Consider the following 16,943-nt stretch of genomic DNA (forward strand, 5'->3'; position numbering starts at 1 on the left):
AGCGGCTTTTAATTTGTTCCCTACGCCGGAATTACCCGGATCAGGTTCAAGGGTTTGATCTCAGCCCGTTCAGGGCACCCCTACATTCAACTTGCGTTGACAAACAATATATTCAGAACAATAGAACTATTTTTTCTTTGTTTTTGTCGTATTTCCGGTTTTTGGAGTAGTAGTTGCCTTTTTAGTGGTCTTGTTGTTCGAACCGGTTTTTACTGTAGCTTTTTTATTGGTATTTGTACCTGTTTTTGGAGTTACAGTTGTTTTCGACTTTTTGTTGTAGTTATTACCATAACTGACACCCGTTTTTGACTTTGTGGTGCTGGTAATGTTCTTCTTGTTGTAATTGTAATTGGTGTTCGTGTTGGCTTTTACGGTAGTCTTTACATCCGTAACCGTTTTATTGGAATAGATTTTCAGATTCTGCCCGGCAAGTACCTTGTCAGAAGAAAGATTGTTCCATGTTTTGATGTCATCAACCGACACACCATATTTTGCAGCTATCGCAGTAATATTGTCGTTATTCTGAACCTTGTAAGTATTCAGAGTGGCAGTATTCTTTGATGCATTATCACCGTAGGAAACGGGTACTGTACCGGTGTAGATGGTCAGGGATGTATTTGCATACACGAGACCGTTTTTAATTTTGGTACCATTCCAGCTTTTTAAATCATTTATCGAAACCTTGTACTTTTCAGCAATTTCAGCGAGAGTTTCGCCATACTTCACTGTGTGATAGTATGTTTTGGAGTCGTTGTTGTTTGCTGTTACAGTAGTGGTGGATTTCTTTTTTGAGGTGTTGCCGGCGAGTGCTGAGTATGTTTCATATTTGGATGCAGGTACATTAATTACGAGTTCCTGACCGGTTTTGGCATTCTCGAAAGCAGAGATGTTATTCCATTTCCGCAATTCGGTAACTGTCACATTGAATTTGGAAGCGACCTGAACGAGGCTTTCATCACTCTTTATTGCGTAACGAATTGTTGCTGTTGTTCCATCACCACCAGCGAGCTGAAGGTTCGAATTGTTGTTCTGAAGACCTGCGAGAACCGTACTGCTGCTGCCTTTAGGCACGCGAAGTACATAATCACCGGTACCCGGCGTATTGTTCTGCAACAATTCAGGATTAAGATCTTTAATATCCGTAAGTGATACACCGGAGAGATTCGCAACATTGATAAGCGGAGTTGCCTTTGCTACATTAATCGACTCATACTCAAAAGTCGTCTGATAACTGATATCGGTCAAACCGAACTTTTCAGGATTCATTGCAACAAGTGTTGCGGCGATGTATGCCGGCACATAGTTACGGGTTTCCTGAGGAAGCAATTGCTGGATAGCCCAAAACGAGTTTTCAGTACCGCGTTTTATGGCTCTGGAAATTCTGCCTTCGCCTGCATTGTAGGCTGCGAGCGCGAGATGCCAGTCACCAAGTGAATTTTTAAGGTCGCGAAGATGTCTTGCAGCAGCTCTGGTTGCCTTTACAGGGTCTTTTCTCTCGTCGATATTGTAGTCGACTTTGAGGTTGTACATCTGTCCGGTTCCCTTCATGAACTGCCAGAGCCCCATCGCACCGGCGATTGAGCGGGCATTAGGGTTCAAACCGCTTTCGATCAGTGTAAGGTAGGCGAGCTCAAGTGGAACTCCTTCTTCCTTAAGAATCGGGATGATTACAGGGAAATATTTTCCTGTTCTTCCAACCCACTGTTTGAAGAAGTTTTTACCTTTTCCGGTGTAGAAAGTGATCCACTTTTCAACCTGATCGTTGATAACAAGTGGAATTTCACCGGAATTAAAGTTGGAACTGGAATTAGTAGCTGCAATCTCAATTTCTGAAACAGAGGTCAGAAGATGGCCTGCAGTGAGATTTTTGTCGCCATTCTTTAAGAGATCTTTAAATGCATCCACTGATACATCTTCGATCGTCTCATCGATATTGTTGACGAGTTCACTGGTTTCGTCCATTATGAGAAGTTTTAACTCGGCATAACGCGGATTTGCGTCAATTCCGGGGTAATTGTCAAGACCGTTCATGATCTCAACTGCAGAAGTTAAGCTGTTGATGGCTTCCTGAGTTGAGTTTTTTCTTGCTTTCTCGACTGATTGCTGATAATAAGCATATGCTCTGTCAAGTTCCTGCGGTACAATGTCTTGTGTGCTTATGTTCTGTTGCGTTACAGGTGTTGTGACCTGTGTATTTGCGGTTTCAGTCCCGGGGATACAGCCTGTTAGCCCCAAAACTGAAACTGCAAATATCAGGAGTGCTGCTTTACGCATTAAACCTCCATGGTTGATTTTGATTGTTGAATAAATAATATTTTGCCTGATACTCTATTCTCCTATAAAGGAATATTTGAATGTTTTTTACCCGGATTCTTATCCTTTTTAGTTTTTAGCAACTGAAAAGAATTTATCAATCTTATTCTTGTGTCTGCCGGTTCTATCACATCATCGATAAAACCCCGTTCGGCAGCAGTATAGGGATTCGCAAACTTTTTGATGTATTCGTCAAGTTTTTCTGCAAGCGCCGCTTCCGGATCATCTGCAGCTGCTATCTCTTTTTTGAAAATTATTTCCACTGCACCTTTTGGACCCATTACTGCAATCTCTGCAGAGGGCCATGCAAAATTAAAATCGCCTCTTATGTGCTTCGAGTTCATCACATCGTAAGCACCACCGTAAGCTTTTCTGGTAATGACAGTTATTTTTGGAACTGTAGCTTCACTGAAAGCAAACAGAAGTTTTGCTCCGTGTCTTATAATTCCGTTCCATTCCTGATCTGTCCCTGGTAAAAATCCCGGCACATCCTCCAAAACGAGGAGAGGAATGTTGAAAGCATCGCAGAATCTTACGAATCTTGCCCCTTTAACCGAAGCGTTTATGTCGAGCACTCCCGCTAAAACCGATGGCTGGTTAGCCACAATTCCAATGCTCATCCCGCCCATTCTCGCGAATCCACAAACAATGTTTTCAGCATAATTTGCGTGAACTTCAAAAAACTCCTCGTTATCTACGAGCAGGGAGATCACCTCTTTTATGTCGTAAGGCTTGTTCGCATTGTCCGGTATAACGGAGTTTAGACGCTCGTCCCGCTTAATGGTTCCCTTTTTGAACGGTTTCTCCAATGGTCTGTCCTTGTAATTCAAAGGAACGAAACTCATTAGATGCCTTACATTCATTAAGGTTTCAATCTCGTTGTCAAATGCAAAATGCGCGACACCGCTCTTCACCGAGTGGGTCTCAGCCCCTCCCAAATCCTCGAATGTTACATCTTCATGGGTTACAGTCTTCACCACATTTGGGCCGGTAACAAACATGTAACTCGAGTTCTTGACCATAAATACAAAATCTGTAATTGCCGGGGAATAAACAGCACCTCCGGCACAAGGACCCAAAATAACACTTATTTGTGGAATAACACCGCTTGCGAGGGTATTTAACAGAAAAATATCTGCGTACCCGCCAAGACTTACCACGCCTTCCTGAATTCTGGCTCCCCCGGAATCGTTTAATCCGATAACCGGAATCCCCGTTTTCATCGCCATTTTCATCACTTTGCAGATTTTTTCTGCATGCGTTTCTGAAAGTGATCCGCCAAAAACCGTAAAATCCTGACTGTAAACAGCAACAGGCCTTCCCTCAATGGTTCCAAATCCGGTAACCACCCCGTCCCCGTAATATGTCTGTTTTTCAAGACCAAAATCTTTCGACCGGTGCTTTACGAATACATCAATCTCTTCGAAACTTCCTTCATCAAGTAGAATTTCAAGCCTCTCACGGGCTGAAAGTTTCCCTTGTTCGTGCTGTTTCGCAAGCTTCGCTTCCCCTCCCCCTTTTCGGGATAATTCGCGTTTTTCTTTCAGCTCAGCAATTTTATGATGCATTATTCTCGGCTTACTGCTTATATTTCAGTTGTTTATCGGGAATTTTAGAAAAATACAGAATTCCGTAAAACTAATTTAATTAATTTATGATTGATATGAAAATAATTTAAAATTTATATGAGTGTTTCCTTTTTACCGCTGCTTTTGATCCTTGTCACCTTTTTTTCCGGAAATCTGAATTCCCAGCCATGGAATTTTGTAAAAGAGATCGGGAATTTCAACAGGGCATCATCTTTCTCACTCTCTCCTGAAGGGTATTTTTATGTAACGGATCTTGGAGCAAGTCAGGTATTAAAACTCGACATGGATGGCGCTGTTTTTAATACATCAGGAGGGTACGGATGGGATTCAAGGTCACTGACAACCCCGCTGGATGTGTGTGCCGAAATGGTTTATGTTCTGGTGGCAGATGAAGAAAACAATAAGATCAATAAATATGACAAAAGTCTTAATCTGGCAGGAACCGTTTACAAAAAAGAGAGTCTTCTCAACGACGAAGTTTTCGGATATCCCCTTTCAGTAACGGTTTCCACCATGGGCGATCTGTATGTTCTGGATGGTGAAAATAAAAGGATAGTCTATTTCAATTTTTTTGGCGATTACAAAGGCAATTTTGGCGGTTACAATTCAGGTTTTTACACACTTGACAGACCAGGAAAAATTACAGCTCTAAAAAACACCCTTGCAGTACTGGATGGAAGAGATCTGGTTATTTTCGATCTCTTCGGAAATTACATTAATAAAATCCCCCTTGACGGCAAATTTATTTCAGTTAAAGCCACCGATGGAGTGGTCACCCTGACTTCGAAAACTGAAATATATGTCGCCAATGACGCATATAATCTGGAATTTACAAAACTGGATGTTTCCGAACACCTCTGGTTTGTCGATTCAATCGTTTCGGGTGGCATGCTTTATATCCTGACCGAGAATTCAATTCTCATCTATAAACGAGGGAACTGAAAACTGCGTCTGCTTCGCTCACCATATCTTCCTGTCGCATGGTTGTTTCTGCTTCTCGCTGTGTCATTTTTACCGTTTTATTCAGGCGGTCTAAAATTCATTTACCCCTTTACGAAGTCACTTTTTTCGAGAATTTGTCACGGAATCGACAGCCGCTGTTTCCATATCGATGGTCTGCCGTTACACCTTTGTGCAAGATGCCTCGGGATCTATTCAGGTCTGTTTTTAGGCAGTATCACGGCACTTTTCATCCGAAACAGATATGAAAGGTTCCTGAGCAGATATTTTTTACTGGTCGCTGTCATTCCCATTTTAACAAGCAAACTGCTCGAGTGGACAGGAATAATCGAGTATTCTCTTTGGGGTGCTTTATTTTCAGGATTTCTAAGCGGTTACATTCTCTTTTTATATATTTCAAATCGGTTTTTATTTAATTATCAATACAGAGTTAATGGTTAACAGTAAATATTTCCCCACTCTTGTCTCAGGTTTTGCCGCCGGTGTCCTGAGTACCGTACCAATCCTGAAATCGACCGCCTGTTGCATCCTCGTTCCCGCTGCAGTTATTTTTGCACTCTACGCAGACAGACGAATCAATAACGACAAGTTCTCTCTGCAGATGTCGTATGCATTAGTGTTCGGACTTTTGACAGGGGTTTTCACAGCATTTTTTGGAACCACATTTGATGTTCTGATTTCATTCATAACGAGACATAACGAATTTGTGGACTCATATCCTCAAATTCTGCAAATGTTGAACGAAATGCCGTTTCTGCAGGGTTCCGACCCTTCTGTAAAAGAGGCTATGGATATTCTTGAGGCAACGAGAGATGATATTGTAAATACCGGATTCTCGGGATTTTATGCAGTGATGTCGTTTATCAATAATTTGATATTCTATCCGTTGTTTGGATTGTTAGGCGGGTTGTTGGGTAAGGCTATACTTGACAGATCAAACAAATCGTTTTGATCTGCAGCTATCTCAACCTGAACGGGAAAGTGATGGTTACCTGCTGAACAAAGCTCTCACCTCCGGGCAGTTTTTCAAATCGCCAGGTTTTAAGGGCATTAATACAGAGGTTGTCGAGTTTCGGATCAAGTTTTTTTACAGGAACCACACTTCCCACCGTACCGTTTGGGAGTATTGTGAAAGAGAGAACAACATTTCCTTCTATGTTCACACCAGCAGGATATTTGGGGACATTCCAGCTTAATATTGCTCTCTTCCCTTTTCCACCCCAGCCGATGGAGTAGCCTGTGCCGTAAGTGGTTCCTCCGCCCGTTCCGGGATTGGTGGTGGTTCCCTTTTTGTCTTCATTTCCTTTTTTGCCCGAATCATCCTTCTTTTTGGTTTTTACACCATCCTTGTCGGTATTTTTGGCATCAGGCGTCTTGACTTTATCCTCTTTTTTGGCGTCTTTCGATGTATTTTCAACTTTTTCTTCGTTGGTCTCCGCCTCAACTCCCTGATTTCCCATTTTTCCGGCTTCACCTCCCAGCTCAGGAGGAGCTTCGATTTCCATAACGATTACACTTTTTGATTGTTTGGGCATACTTCCTCCAAAATAGAGGAAGAACATCAGCCCGAATCCGACCAGATGCAAAACCAGTGAAATACCAATGGCAATACTTCGATCCTTGTTCACAATCACTTTTTCTCTTGTTCAGTGGTTTTTTCGGTCTGAAGTGTAAATTTATCGAAGCCCGATCCCTTAGCGGCATCAATTACTTTGACAACTTTTTCGATCGCTACATCCTTGTCAGATGCAATTATAAGATTTGCCTCTTCATTCGATTCACGGAGAGCTTTAAGTTTGATCTCCAGTTCAGGCTCGGCAACTACCGTCTCTCCAACATAATAGGTACCTTCTTTTGTGATGGTAACAACATAATCGGATGGAATTACCTGTTCAGTGTTTTTTGACCCGGGGAGCTTTACTTTTACTCCTGACTGCACCACGAATTGTGATGTAATCATGAAGAAAATGAGCAGAAGCATCACAACATCTGTCAAAGATGAAAAACTGAACTCTGCCAGTGGCTTGTTTCTTCTTTTAAATCGCATCTCTCACCTAAAAATCGATATCTATCTGTGATTTTTGCGGGATATTGCCGTGACTTACATCTTCCAGTGTATCTATCACATCTGTCGAGATTGCCTCCATGTCAAGCACTACTTTATTTATTGAACTCAAAAGATAGTTATAAATAATCAGAGCCGGAATACCCACTGCGAGCCCGAATACAGTGGTTATAAGTGCTTCATAAATACCACCCGCAAGGTCTGAGGGACTGGCAGTTCCTTTCAACTGCTCTACGGTCATGAATGCAGAAACAAGACCTGTAACCGTACCCAGAAATCCGAGAAGAGGAGCTGAACCAGCAACAGTTGCCAAAACCCATAAACCTCTCTCCAGTTTGGCAATTTCCTGATTTCCTGAATCTTCGATTGCTTCCCTGACTCTCTGATACCCGTATTTGTGCTTTTTCAAACCTTTCTTTATTATCGCAGCGATCGGTGATCTCTCACCTTTGAGAACCTGGATGGTCCCCGCCACATCATTTTTTCGAAGAAGTGTCTCAACTGTCAAAATAAACTTTGGAACATTTACTTTCGCTTTCCGTAAAGCGATCAACTTCTCGATTATCACTGCAAGTCCGATGATTGAAAGGAGAAGTATGGGCCACATAACGACCCCGCCTTTTAAAAACATTTCTATAAGATTCATTTATGCCTTTCCGTTTCTACTTTTTCTTTTTTGTATTCAACGCGGTATTAATTTCCATTGCTTTATCCTCTTTATCGAAAGGACCCACTCTGACCCGATACCAGATTCCGTTTTCCCCCTCGACACCATCTTTCTTAATTTTCATAATAAAAGCCTTGTAACCTTTGTTATTGAGCTCTTTTGCAAGTTTTTCAGCAGTATCAAAAGACCTGTGGGCAGAGACCTGAACGAAGTATTTCTTCCCTGCCTTAAAGACATAATCAACAAGCTTTTTCTCTTTAACCTTGTTTTTTACCGCATCCTGAAGTGCTATGTTCCCTGGATCCGTCTTTTTACCCGGTTCCTTCTCCTTTTTATCCTTCGACTTCTCCCCTTTTTTCGCTTTCGGTTCATTTTTATTTAGAAGGCTGTCCGGCGGAACTGTAACTTTGTAATTTTTTACCTTTGCAGTATCATATTGTATTGCATTTAAAGTACCGTTTTCCGCAACTTCGTAATATTGTCCGGATTTGACACTTACTCCTGTCACATTCAAATCATTTTGTGTGTCCCTGTTGAACGGGTACTCTCTTTTATCAGCAAACGAGGAACTGTCGCCTATAACAACCGCTCCCTTTGCCAGATGATCTTCGGTGATAACAGCGCTTTTCCCCTTTAAGAATCCGGATGCTGAAAGAATGAAATAAGTTGCAATAATTACAATTAAAACAATCAACATTTTTATAAGAACTGAAAATGTCCCTTTGCTCTCTTCGGGTTCACTCTCATCTCTGTTTTTCTCACTTTTCATCTCAACCGTCTCCTCTGTTTGATCGTTCGGGATATCAACTCTATCATATTCCAAATTTTCAGATGATTTATCAAAGTTTTCAATCCTTGCATCGGAATCATATTCCAAATTTTCAGATGAATTGTCTCTGCTTTCAACCCTCGCAGCCACAGGCTCGAGATGATGAAAGACTTCACTGCTTGTTTCATCCTGATGAGTAATTTCTTCGACCGGTTCTTGTGAAACAAGTCCCTGATTTTCAGCAGATTCTTCAAAATACGGTTTCGGTTCGTCTTCGCTTTTGATACTTTCTTCCATTTCAAAAACGGATTCCTCGAAAAATACAGGTTCTTCCACAGCAGGTGTTTCATCCTGAACACGGGATGGTTCTTCTTGAACAGCAGGTGGTTCTTCCTGAACAGAGGGTACTTCTTCCTCGCTAACATTGCTTTCAGTACCCGGGTCTTCGATCACATCATCAAAAAATGACTCATCAAAGAGCAGTTTTTCAGGGTCTTCCTCTTCGATCTGAGAATCCGGTTCGAAGGACTCAACCGGTTCAACTGCGGCTCGTTCCACGATTTCTTCCACCACGGGCGTTTCGTATTCTGGTTCGACCGGTTCTTCAGTGACGGTTTCGGTTGTCTCTTCAGAAATTTCTACAATAAGATGTTCGTCAGCAACGGGTTCAATCGTTTCTTCCGTGGGTTCTTCGATAAGAGGCTCGCCAGCTTCAATTACTGATTCAACAGTCTCATCGGGCAGTTCTTCGTTTAAAGGCTCGCCAGCTTCAATTACTGATTCAACAGTCTCATCGGGCAGTTCTTCGTTTAAAGGCTCGCCAGCTTCAATTACTGATTCAGCAGTCTCATTGGGCAGTTCTTCAGTAAGATGTTCGTCAGCTACGGGTTCAATCGTTTCTTCCGTGGGTTCTTCGGGAACAGATTCTTCAGGAACGGGCTCAAAAGTTTTTTCTTCATTTTCTTCAGGCTCCTCCTCCAGTTCAGGGAGTGCTTCCACCTCCGGAAAGGATTCTTCTACCTGTGGGAGTTCTGCTGTTGCTTCAGCTTGAGGCTCAGATTCAGTGTGTTCATCTTGAAAAACAGTCTCATCAACCTTCTGTTCATCCTCAATATCGTCGAAAATGCTTATCCTTTGCTTGCGAACAGGGAAAGGGGTGATGTCGTCAGATTTTTCGTCTAAAACAGGTTCAGTCGCATGAATAGAATCTTCATCGCCGGTCACTTTAATTTCTTCGGGTTCAACCATAGCATCTTCCGATTCTACACCGGTTTCCTCAACAATTGAATCAGTTTCTGTAATCTCAGATAAATCTTCGATAATAAAATCTTCACTGCCCGGTTCAATTGGCAGTTCCTCTGGACTCAAGTCCGTTTCAGTGAACTCTGCTGAAAAGTCCGGCAAATCAGGGTCTGCGTCACTTCCTTCAAATACACTGTCTACAACCACCTCTTCGATTTCTGAAGCCTCAACTTCAAAAGGCGATTCGATCTCGGAATTATCAGGCTCAGATGGCAAATCAAATTCTTCCGGTTGAACTTCCTCTCTTTCTTCCTGTTCGACAAGGCTTTCGATAAAAATATCCAATGCATCATCACCGTTCGACTCAGTCTGTTTTTCAGGCTCAGCATCAACAGGTGCCACCCTCATTCCCACTTCAAATACAGTAAACTCCTCCTCCTCTTCATCATCAGGCTCTGCTGTGACAATCGAGGAGTGGGTAAAAACAGGTTCGGGCTCTTCCTGAAGTGGTACCACTTCCTTTTTTTCAACAATTTCTTCTTTTTCCGGATGCAATCCGATTTCTGAGAACAAATCCGGTTCTTCTGAAAACGGAGCTTTAAACGAAATTTCATCATCTGTCGCGAATGCCCTGGAAACAGGATGAACCTTTTGGTATCCGTCCTCTGACTCCTCAAACAACGGTACATCTGGTCTCTCGTTGTACTGGTTACCATTTCTCTCTTCTTCCAACAAAATTTTAGGGAGAGAACTGCTCTTTCTCACGGGAGAACCCGGATCATTCAGGGCGAGGGTCCTCTCAAAGAAATCCCGCATCAGAGGTGACACGGCAACCTGGAGGTCTCGCTCTTCCTCTTCGTTGAACGACAGAAACTCATTCAGTACCAGTTGTTCAGATGCGCGGTTTCGGAGGGTGAGTTCCTCGATAAGATCAAACTTGCTGTCGAGAAATTGTAATATTTCTTCATCTCCACTGGCAGAGAGTTTCCTTTTGACCAAACAAAACCCGTTCAGATCGTAAACTTTGTCCAACTCAAAATGTTTTTTCACCAAAAACTCAAATTGAGAAAGAAAATCGATCATCTGCATACTGCTCCCGAAAAAGTTTTCGAGAATCTTCTGGAGGATGCCTGACTGGCTCATCTTAATACCTGATAAATGATGTGCAAAATAACAAATTTATACCAAACAATTCAAGTAGTTCATTCACTATTTCTTATAACTCTTTTATTTTTTATCAGTTACCATGAAAAAACAACTCCTCCCGAGATGCTCAAACCGGGAGACTGATATCTCCCCCACTTCATCAGCTTTGTGTTCAGCAGATCAGTGCCCCTCCCAAACAACTTAATGTTATTAGTCAAATTATATTCCAGATTAACAGACAGGTCAAGACCTCCCTCCACTTCAACTTTGTTCTGAATGTCAGAATAGACTTTTGAAATGTATCCGAGACGGACATCGTAGCTTATAATCTTGTTGTAATTGTTACCGTAGGAGGCATAAAACTCGAGTTGCGGAATGAAAGGTACATATTTTGAAGAGTCGTCCTTTACGGAATTGAATTTTATTTCACCGACAAATCTTCCAAATATTCCGGGATGAAATGCTGCCGACACAAATCCGGTGATTCCTTTTACATCAGCACTTCCCAAAGTAAAAAAGCCCTTTTTCGATGTCTCGGTGTAAAATGGATATGTATCAGACATAAACCACGATGCCCCTGCCTCAAATTCAATTAATTTCTCATACTCAAATTTCAGGACTGCATTTATATCGTGTGTTTTTCTCAGAACCGAGTACGAAACACTGTCCGAGAGGTGAAAATACTGGTTTTCAGCCACCCGGTCCTGGTTGTACATTACCGTCGTGCTTGGATTGTAGGATGCAATAAGAAACAATCCGTTGGCAAACCGGGCAGAGTATTTCACAACCGGAGAGATGTAGGTTTTATCAGGGGTTGTTGTTAATTCGATTCCTCCCAGCAGTTTCATCGTCCTGCCGATCACAATTCCACCAAGTCCACTGAGATTAACAAAATTATTGTTAAACTTGTTACCTGACGAATCGGTCAAATTCTGTTGGCGAATTGCAAGATTCGAGAAAATCTCTACAAATTCATATCTGGTGTTAAAAAATCCTTCGGCAGAAATAATATTCTCTGAATAATCTCCGGAATTTGGTGCAAAGATATCACCTTTAATCTTACCTCCGTATTGAAGGTACTGGGAAGAGAGATTCCTGAAACCGAGCTCGGGATTAAAGAAACTGTTATCCCCTTTTCTCGAAGGATCATCACTGCCGTAGAACTGGTAAAGCGATTTACTCATCCTGAAGTTTGCGAAATACTCGGTACCCGGATCCAAAAGACTGTCGTTGTAGGCGTAATATTTGAAACCGGCATTTACCTTGAAATTTGTCTCATCTGCATTTTCCACAAACGCCTGTCTGCGGTTAAATTCTCCGCCGGCAAAGAGGACGACATCCTTCATCGGTGCCGAAATAAAGCCCTTTACCGAAGGCTGAAACATGTTTCCGAATGAACCTGACGCATACCCTGTTGTATATTCGGAAGTGTCTCTCAGAATCTCCCTTGTAACTTTAGGATCGAAGTTCTTTGTCAGTCTGAAGACGGAATCTGCAAGTTTCGGAGTTTTGAAACCATCTGAAAGTATCGAGTAGAAATCGGGATTTATCTTCTCTCTCGCGGGGAAATCATACGATCTTAACCCTGTGATAACAAAACTGGGCAGCTCCACTTCAGGTTGGGTCTGCGCCTCAACTGAAAATGTGGCGAGCAAGAGAAAAAGAAGTATGGCAAATCTGAGTTTTTTCATTTTTTCTTGTTCCTTAAATCTCTTAGTTTCTTCTTTGCCTGTGTACCATAATCGTCATCAGGATGTTTTTCGATAAGTTTTTCAAGTATCGAGATGGCTTTTTTGTTGTCTTTCAATTTCACATACGAATCCGAAAGATTCAAATATGCCTTGGCAAGCCAGTCGTTAAACTCGGAAAATACCGATTCCACTCGCACGAAGGCGGTTATCGCATCCTTGTACTCACCTTTTTCATAGTATGCAACTCCGAGCATATACTGGGCTTCCGCTCCTATAATATCCTCCCTCCGCATGGCAACATTCATAAATGCCTTTATTGCATTGTCGTATCGTCTGCTCCGGAGTTCTATTCGCCCCTTCTCAATGTACGACTTGTCTGCAAACTGGTTTCCGACAAAATTGTTTATCACATCATCGAACTGATCAAACCCTGAAAGAGTATCCCCCTTCATCAAAAACCACAATCCCTTAAGGTATTTTATCTCCGGGATTGTCTGATCTTTTGGATACTTCTTTATCGCTGCATCGATTACGGTTCCTGCATCATCAAGTTGATTATCATCCATCAAAACATGGGCAAGTTCTACAGATGCCAGAGGTGCAAACGAGGTGGTATCATACTTCTCGATCACCCAACGGAAGGAATTCATCGCCTGACCGCTTTCACCGCTTGCCTGATGAGTTTTGCCCAACCAGTAATATGCCTCTGCGAGATGTGGTGAGGCAGGATAAAATTCTATAAAACTGAGATAATTTTCCTTCGCCCGGCTGAAATCACCCGCATTGAAGAATAATTCAGCCCGTTTCAAATAAAGTCTGTCAGCATCCTTAAGTCTGGGATTACTCGAAAGAAACTGGTCGATCAGAGAAAAAGCAGTATCCTGCAGTCCCTGTGCGAAATAGCTGAAGAACAGACCATTAAATGCGTCATAAACCTGCGGTGAGTTTGGATAATTGTTTAATACTTTTTCATAATATGTGGCAGCGGTTCCAAACTGTTCAAGATTATAATAGCTGTCGCCAAGATTGTAGTAAACAATCGGTACGATGGTAGAGTCGTCGGAGTTCTCGAGAAAATCGTTATAACTTGCGATGGCTTTGTCGTAATCCTGACCTTTGAAATAGATCCATCCAATCATAAACCGTGAATTTTCTTCGAGTTGGGTTCCCTGTGCATCTTTAATTACTTTCTTTAATTCCTTTATCGCGTCCTCTTTTTTACCCATGTTATAAAGAGTGAGGGCATACTGATAACGAAGCAGATTTTTATCTGTCTGGTCGTTTCCTTTCAGCAGATTATCATAAATCTTAGCGGAATTTTCAAAATCGCGAGTGGCGTAATAGCTTTCTGCAAGTCTGACCTTCGAGTCGATGATTCGTTCGTCTTTTGGAAATCTGGCAATAAAATCGATGAAAGTAAACTTTGCGTTCTGGTAATCTTTGATATTAAAGTATGAGTATGCTTTACCGTACAGGGAAAGTTTCCCGAAAGTACCATTCTCGATGTTCACACGGGAGTAATTCTCGAGGGCTTCACGAAATTTAAGTCTCTGGAAGAAAATCTCTCCGAGATAAAAATTGTAGACATCAGGTTCAAAATTGCTTCTCTTCCCTTGAATATCTCTCAGGATATCGTAAGCCTTATCCAGACTACCCATCAGGAAATAGCAGACACCAAGACCAAGTTGACCTCTGGTGTGCAAATCACTGCTTTTCGGTGCCACTTGTGTTGCAACCTCAAAATTAGTAATGGCTTCCACATAGTTCTTTTTATTTGAATTAAGTTCACCAAGAAAGATGTTTGCTTTTGCCTTAATTCCATCATCCTTTGAATTTTTCAGTTCAGAAAAAAGATCAAAAGCCTTTTTATATTCCTTTAACTCGATAAGTGCTATTCCCAATCCGGTTTTCGCCACTCCGAAATAGCTGCTTTTCGGATATTTCGACAGAAACCCCTCAAAGAGACTAATGGAATTCTTGAAATCACCTTTATACCTCTGAGTTTCTGCTCTCCAAAAAGAAGCCGCTTCGGCAATTGAATCTTTTCCGTTTGCGACAAGGCTGAAGAGAATCTGAGCCGAATCAAATTTTGCGGTCTGAAATTTGCACCATGCCAGCCCGTAAAGAGCTTCCCTTCCTGTCTCGGAATCCTTCTCCTGCTTGTACAGCTTCAGAAATTCTTCTTCCGCCCTGCCATATTCCTGTGTGTGAAAGAGGGATGATGCGAGTATAAGGGTCGATTCCTTTTTCTTCTCGGGTGGCAAATTCTGAAAATCTGGTCCCATCAATTCCAAAATGGCTTTTTCATATTCACCTGCCTTGAAATAACTGACTCCGAGTTTGATTTGTGCGCTTAGAGAGAAAGGATTGTCGGGATAATTGTTCAAAATCTCTTCATAAGTATTTGCAGCCTCTGCGAAATTACCGGTATACTCGTAACACTCACCTATGTAAAACAGAGTTTCAATCTTGTATTTATTGCTGTTCCGGTTCGATTTTGCCTGCTCGTAATAGTAAAGCGCATCGGTATAGTTTTTTTCATATCTGTAGGTTTCACCGATGTAAAAAAGTACCGATCCATAGTTGTTGTTCCCCGGATAATTTCGGGCAAATGTCATCAATCTTACACGGGCTTTATCTATTTGTCCGTTATAAATGTAGATTAAAGAAAGCTTGTATAAAGCAACAGCTCTAAAGGAAGTGTATTCGAATTTATTTACAAGATACTCAAAGCCGCTCATCGCCCCGCCATACTGGCCCAGATTGAAGAGGGCTTCCGATGAGTAGAATTTAGCGGATGCGTAGAGTTCATCCTCCGGGATTTTTATCTTTAAAAATTTCTCAAAAAGAAGGTATGACTCATAATACCTTCCATCCTGGAAATATTTTACAGCGTTGTAATATTCCTCTGAAGATTGGGCTTTAACGAATAAAACCGGTATAACTAACAATAACAGAAGCTTTTTAAATTTCATAGCCGGGCTTTATATATAATTATAAAAACTAAAATTGATAATATTGCTGATCCAAAATTTACTATGTCGTTGGTAATAATTTGAAAACCTTTGTGCCGGGAAGTTGAGAGATCACAGTGTGATTTTCTTTCAGTTACAATACCACATTTGACACACCGGTATTGAATTTGCAGGTACTCTCCCAACAGTGAGTCTATGATGCTGCCGGCAAAACCAAGTGTAATCAGAACTACGAATATAAATAAATCGCCTGTCCAATAATATGAACTTATTACTACCATCAGGGCACCTCCGAGTGCACCAACTGTACCGGGCAGAGACACACCACCTGATAATCCTTGCGGGACTTCTCTGAAATTTCGAAGTGAAACTGTCTTCGTTTTCCACATTGTTCCGAATTCAGTCCCCCAGGTATCCGAACAGACTGCTGCGAAATTCAAAACAAACAGATAATAGAGCCAGCCCGACTGAAAATAGCTTTCCAAAAGAAGGATTAACCCGCCGATCCCACCATTTGCGAGCACCTGTCCTATGTTCCTGGTCCCCGACTTCTCAAATCTCTCCTCAACTTCCCCATTTCGCTTCAGTCGGATTTTGGATAAAATGCTTGACAGGATGAAAAAAGAGAGTACCGGGATTGTCCACTGCAGTCCACCGAAACCAAAAACGAAAGTACCAAGAATGATGGCACCCGCCACACCATCCCTTGTAAGGAATCTGTATTTCAATGACAGCCAACCCACGAGAAGCGATGCACAAAATCCGGTCAATAACGACACTTCAATACCAGACAAAGGAGAACTTAAAAAGATATTTGCCAGAAATGCGGCTCCAACCGGGACTGTCAGGTTGTCCAGACCTGCTGAAGACAGTCCTTCGAGGAGAGTTGCTGTGAAGGCAATTATCAGGATAAAAGAAAAAACAAACAACAGACTGTACTTGTGATCAGGAGTCCGGTCTCCGTATAGAATGAAAAGTGTTAGAATAACGACTGAAACAAGGAAGAATGTGATGCTTCCGGCGACCGATTTTTTGTCTTTGGTCAGGTGATATTCCCTGCTTTTCACCTTTTTACCGAAAATCGAAGCGAGAGAATCTGAAAATGTCATTATTAGAAAACCGAGGGTAAATATTTCAGGTTTGTCAGGTATGAAAAACAGAATAAGTATAATAAATGAGACCGGGAAATAAACAATCCCCCAGCTTTTTCTCTCCAAATCGTCGATACCGGTGAGTTTATTCTTTGAGACGAGATAATAAAGGAGAATCAGTACGGTGAATCCAATAACAAGGAGAGTCGCTGGCAATTTTATAAAAAAAGGAAGGAAGGAAACAAGCGTTCCGGCTACAATATGAAGAACTTTCCTGCCGGTATTCTTCTCCAGGTTGCCATTCCGGGATAGTATCTCAGTTGTACTGGCGGATACAGCTATTATTAACAGAAAAATTAATGACCAGGTGATTTCTCCCAACCATTCTCCTAATTAAGTAAAACTCATCTTTTAAAATACAAAAAGCAGTCCGAT

12 protein-coding genes and 1 riboswitch are annotated in these 16,943 nt (G+C 41.7%); of the genes, 3 read left to right on the forward strand and 9 right to left on the reverse strand.

The genetic code is table 11. From position 1 onward, the window contains the following. Positions 1-92, reverse strand: a riboswitch (TPP riboswitch). A 34-nt stretch (positions 93-126) separates the two neighbouring features. After that, positions 127-2,274, reverse strand: a complete 2,148-nt coding sequence (locus LCH52_06670) for a LysM peptidoglycan-binding domain-containing protein (protein MCA0388162.1) — start codon at positions 2,272-2,274, stop codon at positions 127-129. 62 nt (positions 2,275-2,336) lie between these two features. Continuing rightward, positions 2,337-3,881, reverse strand: coding sequence for an acyl-CoA carboxylase subunit beta (locus tag LCH52_06675; protein MCA0388163.1), 1,545 nt, complete (start codon positions 3,879-3,881; stop codon positions 2,337-2,339). 144 nt (positions 3,882-4,025) lie between these two features. Here LCH52_06675 and LCH52_06680 point away from each other — a divergent pair, with 144 nt between their 5' ends. From LCH52_06680 to LCH52_06690, 3 genes are read left to right on the forward strand one after another with little or no spacing between them, the layout of a single operon-like run. Next, a complete protein-coding gene (locus LCH52_06680) occupies positions 4,026-4,844 on the forward strand; it encodes a hypothetical protein (protein MCA0388164.1) in 819 nt (272 codons plus the stop codon). Between the two features lie 60 nt (positions 4,845-4,904). Then, entirely contained in the window at positions 4,905-5,303 is a 399-nt protein-coding gene (locus tag LCH52_06685) for a DUF2085 domain-containing protein (GenBank protein ID MCA0388165.1), read from the forward strand. Beyond that, a complete protein-coding gene (locus LCH52_06690) occupies positions 5,296-5,814 on the forward strand; it encodes a DUF4199 family protein (GenBank protein ID MCA0388166.1) in 519 nt (172 codons plus the stop codon). Before LCH52_06685 ends, LCH52_06690 begins: the two co-directional genes overlap by 8 nt. Positions 5,815-5,821: 7 nt before the next feature. Here LCH52_06690 and LCH52_06695 read toward each other — a convergent pair whose 3' ends face one another. The 7 genes from LCH52_06695 to LCH52_06725 form a co-directional block, all read right to left on the reverse strand. Further along, positions 5,822-6,496: a TonB family protein gene (locus LCH52_06695; protein ID MCA0388167.1), complete on the reverse strand. Its 675-nt coding sequence runs from the start codon at positions 6,494-6,496 to the stop codon at positions 5,822-5,824. After that, the gene (locus LCH52_06700) at positions 6,493-6,909 is read right to left on the reverse strand and encodes a biopolymer transporter ExbD (GenBank protein MCA0388168.1); all 417 of its coding nucleotides are present in this window, start codon (positions 6,907-6,909) and stop codon (positions 6,493-6,495) included. Before LCH52_06700 ends, LCH52_06695 begins: the two co-directional genes overlap by 4 nt. Before the next feature lie 7 nt (positions 6,910-6,916). Continuing rightward, complete coding sequence (locus LCH52_06705) at positions 6,917-7,573, reverse strand: MotA/TolQ/ExbB proton channel family protein (GenBank protein ID MCA0388169.1); 657 nt, start codon at positions 7,571-7,573, stop codon at positions 6,917-6,919. A gap of 16 nt (positions 7,574-7,589) precedes the next feature. Next, a complete protein-coding gene (locus tag LCH52_06710; protein ID MCA0388170.1) occupies positions 7,590-10,748 on the reverse strand; it encodes an SPOR domain-containing protein in 3,159 nt (1,052 codons plus the stop codon). Positions 10,749-10,846: 98 nt separating this feature from the next. Continuing rightward, the gene (locus tag LCH52_06715) at positions 10,847-12,442 is read right to left on the reverse strand and encodes a hypothetical protein (GenBank protein ID MCA0388171.1); all 1,596 of its coding nucleotides are present in this window, start codon (positions 12,440-12,442) and stop codon (positions 10,847-10,849) included. Further along, a complete protein-coding gene (locus tag LCH52_06720; GenBank protein MCA0388172.1) occupies positions 12,439-15,417 on the reverse strand; it encodes a tetratricopeptide repeat protein in 2,979 nt (992 codons plus the stop codon). Before LCH52_06720 ends, LCH52_06715 begins: the two co-directional genes overlap by 4 nt. Further along, positions 15,414-16,889, reverse strand: coding sequence for a DUF92 domain-containing protein (locus LCH52_06725; protein ID MCA0388173.1), 1,476 nt, complete (start codon positions 16,887-16,889; stop codon positions 15,414-15,416). The genes LCH52_06720 and LCH52_06725 overlap by 4 nt, the downstream gene beginning before the upstream one ends. Positions 16,890-16,943: the final 54 nt, after the last annotated feature.

It is taken from the genome of Bacteroidota bacterium, from assembly GCA_020161395.1.
Taxonomy (GTDB): domain Bacteria; phylum Bacteroidota; class Ignavibacteria; order Ignavibacteriales; family Ignavibacteriaceae; genus UTCHB3.

Excerpts from the sequence above, each read along its gene's own strand:
- LCH52_06670 (MCA0388162.1), bottom strand. The coding sequence starts at position 2,274 with ATGCGTAAAGCAGCACTCCTGATATTTGCAGTTTCAGTTTTGGGGCTA.
- LCH52_06675 (MCA0388163.1), bottom strand. The coding sequence starts at position 3,881 with ATGCATCATAAAATTGCTGAGCTGAAAGAAAAACGCGAATTATCCCGA.
- LCH52_06690 (MCA0388166.1), top strand. The coding sequence starts at position 5,296 with ATGGTTAACAGTAAATATTTCCCCACTCTTGTCTCAGGTTTTGCCGCC.
- LCH52_06700 (MCA0388168.1), bottom strand. The coding sequence starts at position 6,909 with ATGCGATTTAAAAGAAGAAACAAGCCACTGGCAGAGTTCAGTTTTTCA.
- LCH52_06705 (MCA0388169.1), bottom strand. The coding sequence starts at position 7,573 with ATGAATCTTATAGAAATGTTTTTAAAAGGCGGGGTCGTTATGTGGCCC.
- LCH52_06710 (MCA0388170.1), bottom strand. The coding sequence starts at position 10,748 with ATGAGCCAGTCAGGCATCCTCCAGAAGATTCTCGAAAACTTTTTCGGG.
- LCH52_06715 (MCA0388171.1), bottom strand. The coding sequence starts at position 12,442 with ATGAAAAAACTCAGATTTGCCATACTTCTTTTTCTCTTGCTCGCCACA.
- LCH52_06720 (MCA0388172.1), bottom strand. The coding sequence starts at position 15,417 with ATGAAATTTAAAAAGCTTCTGTTATTGTTAGTTATACCGGTTTTATTC.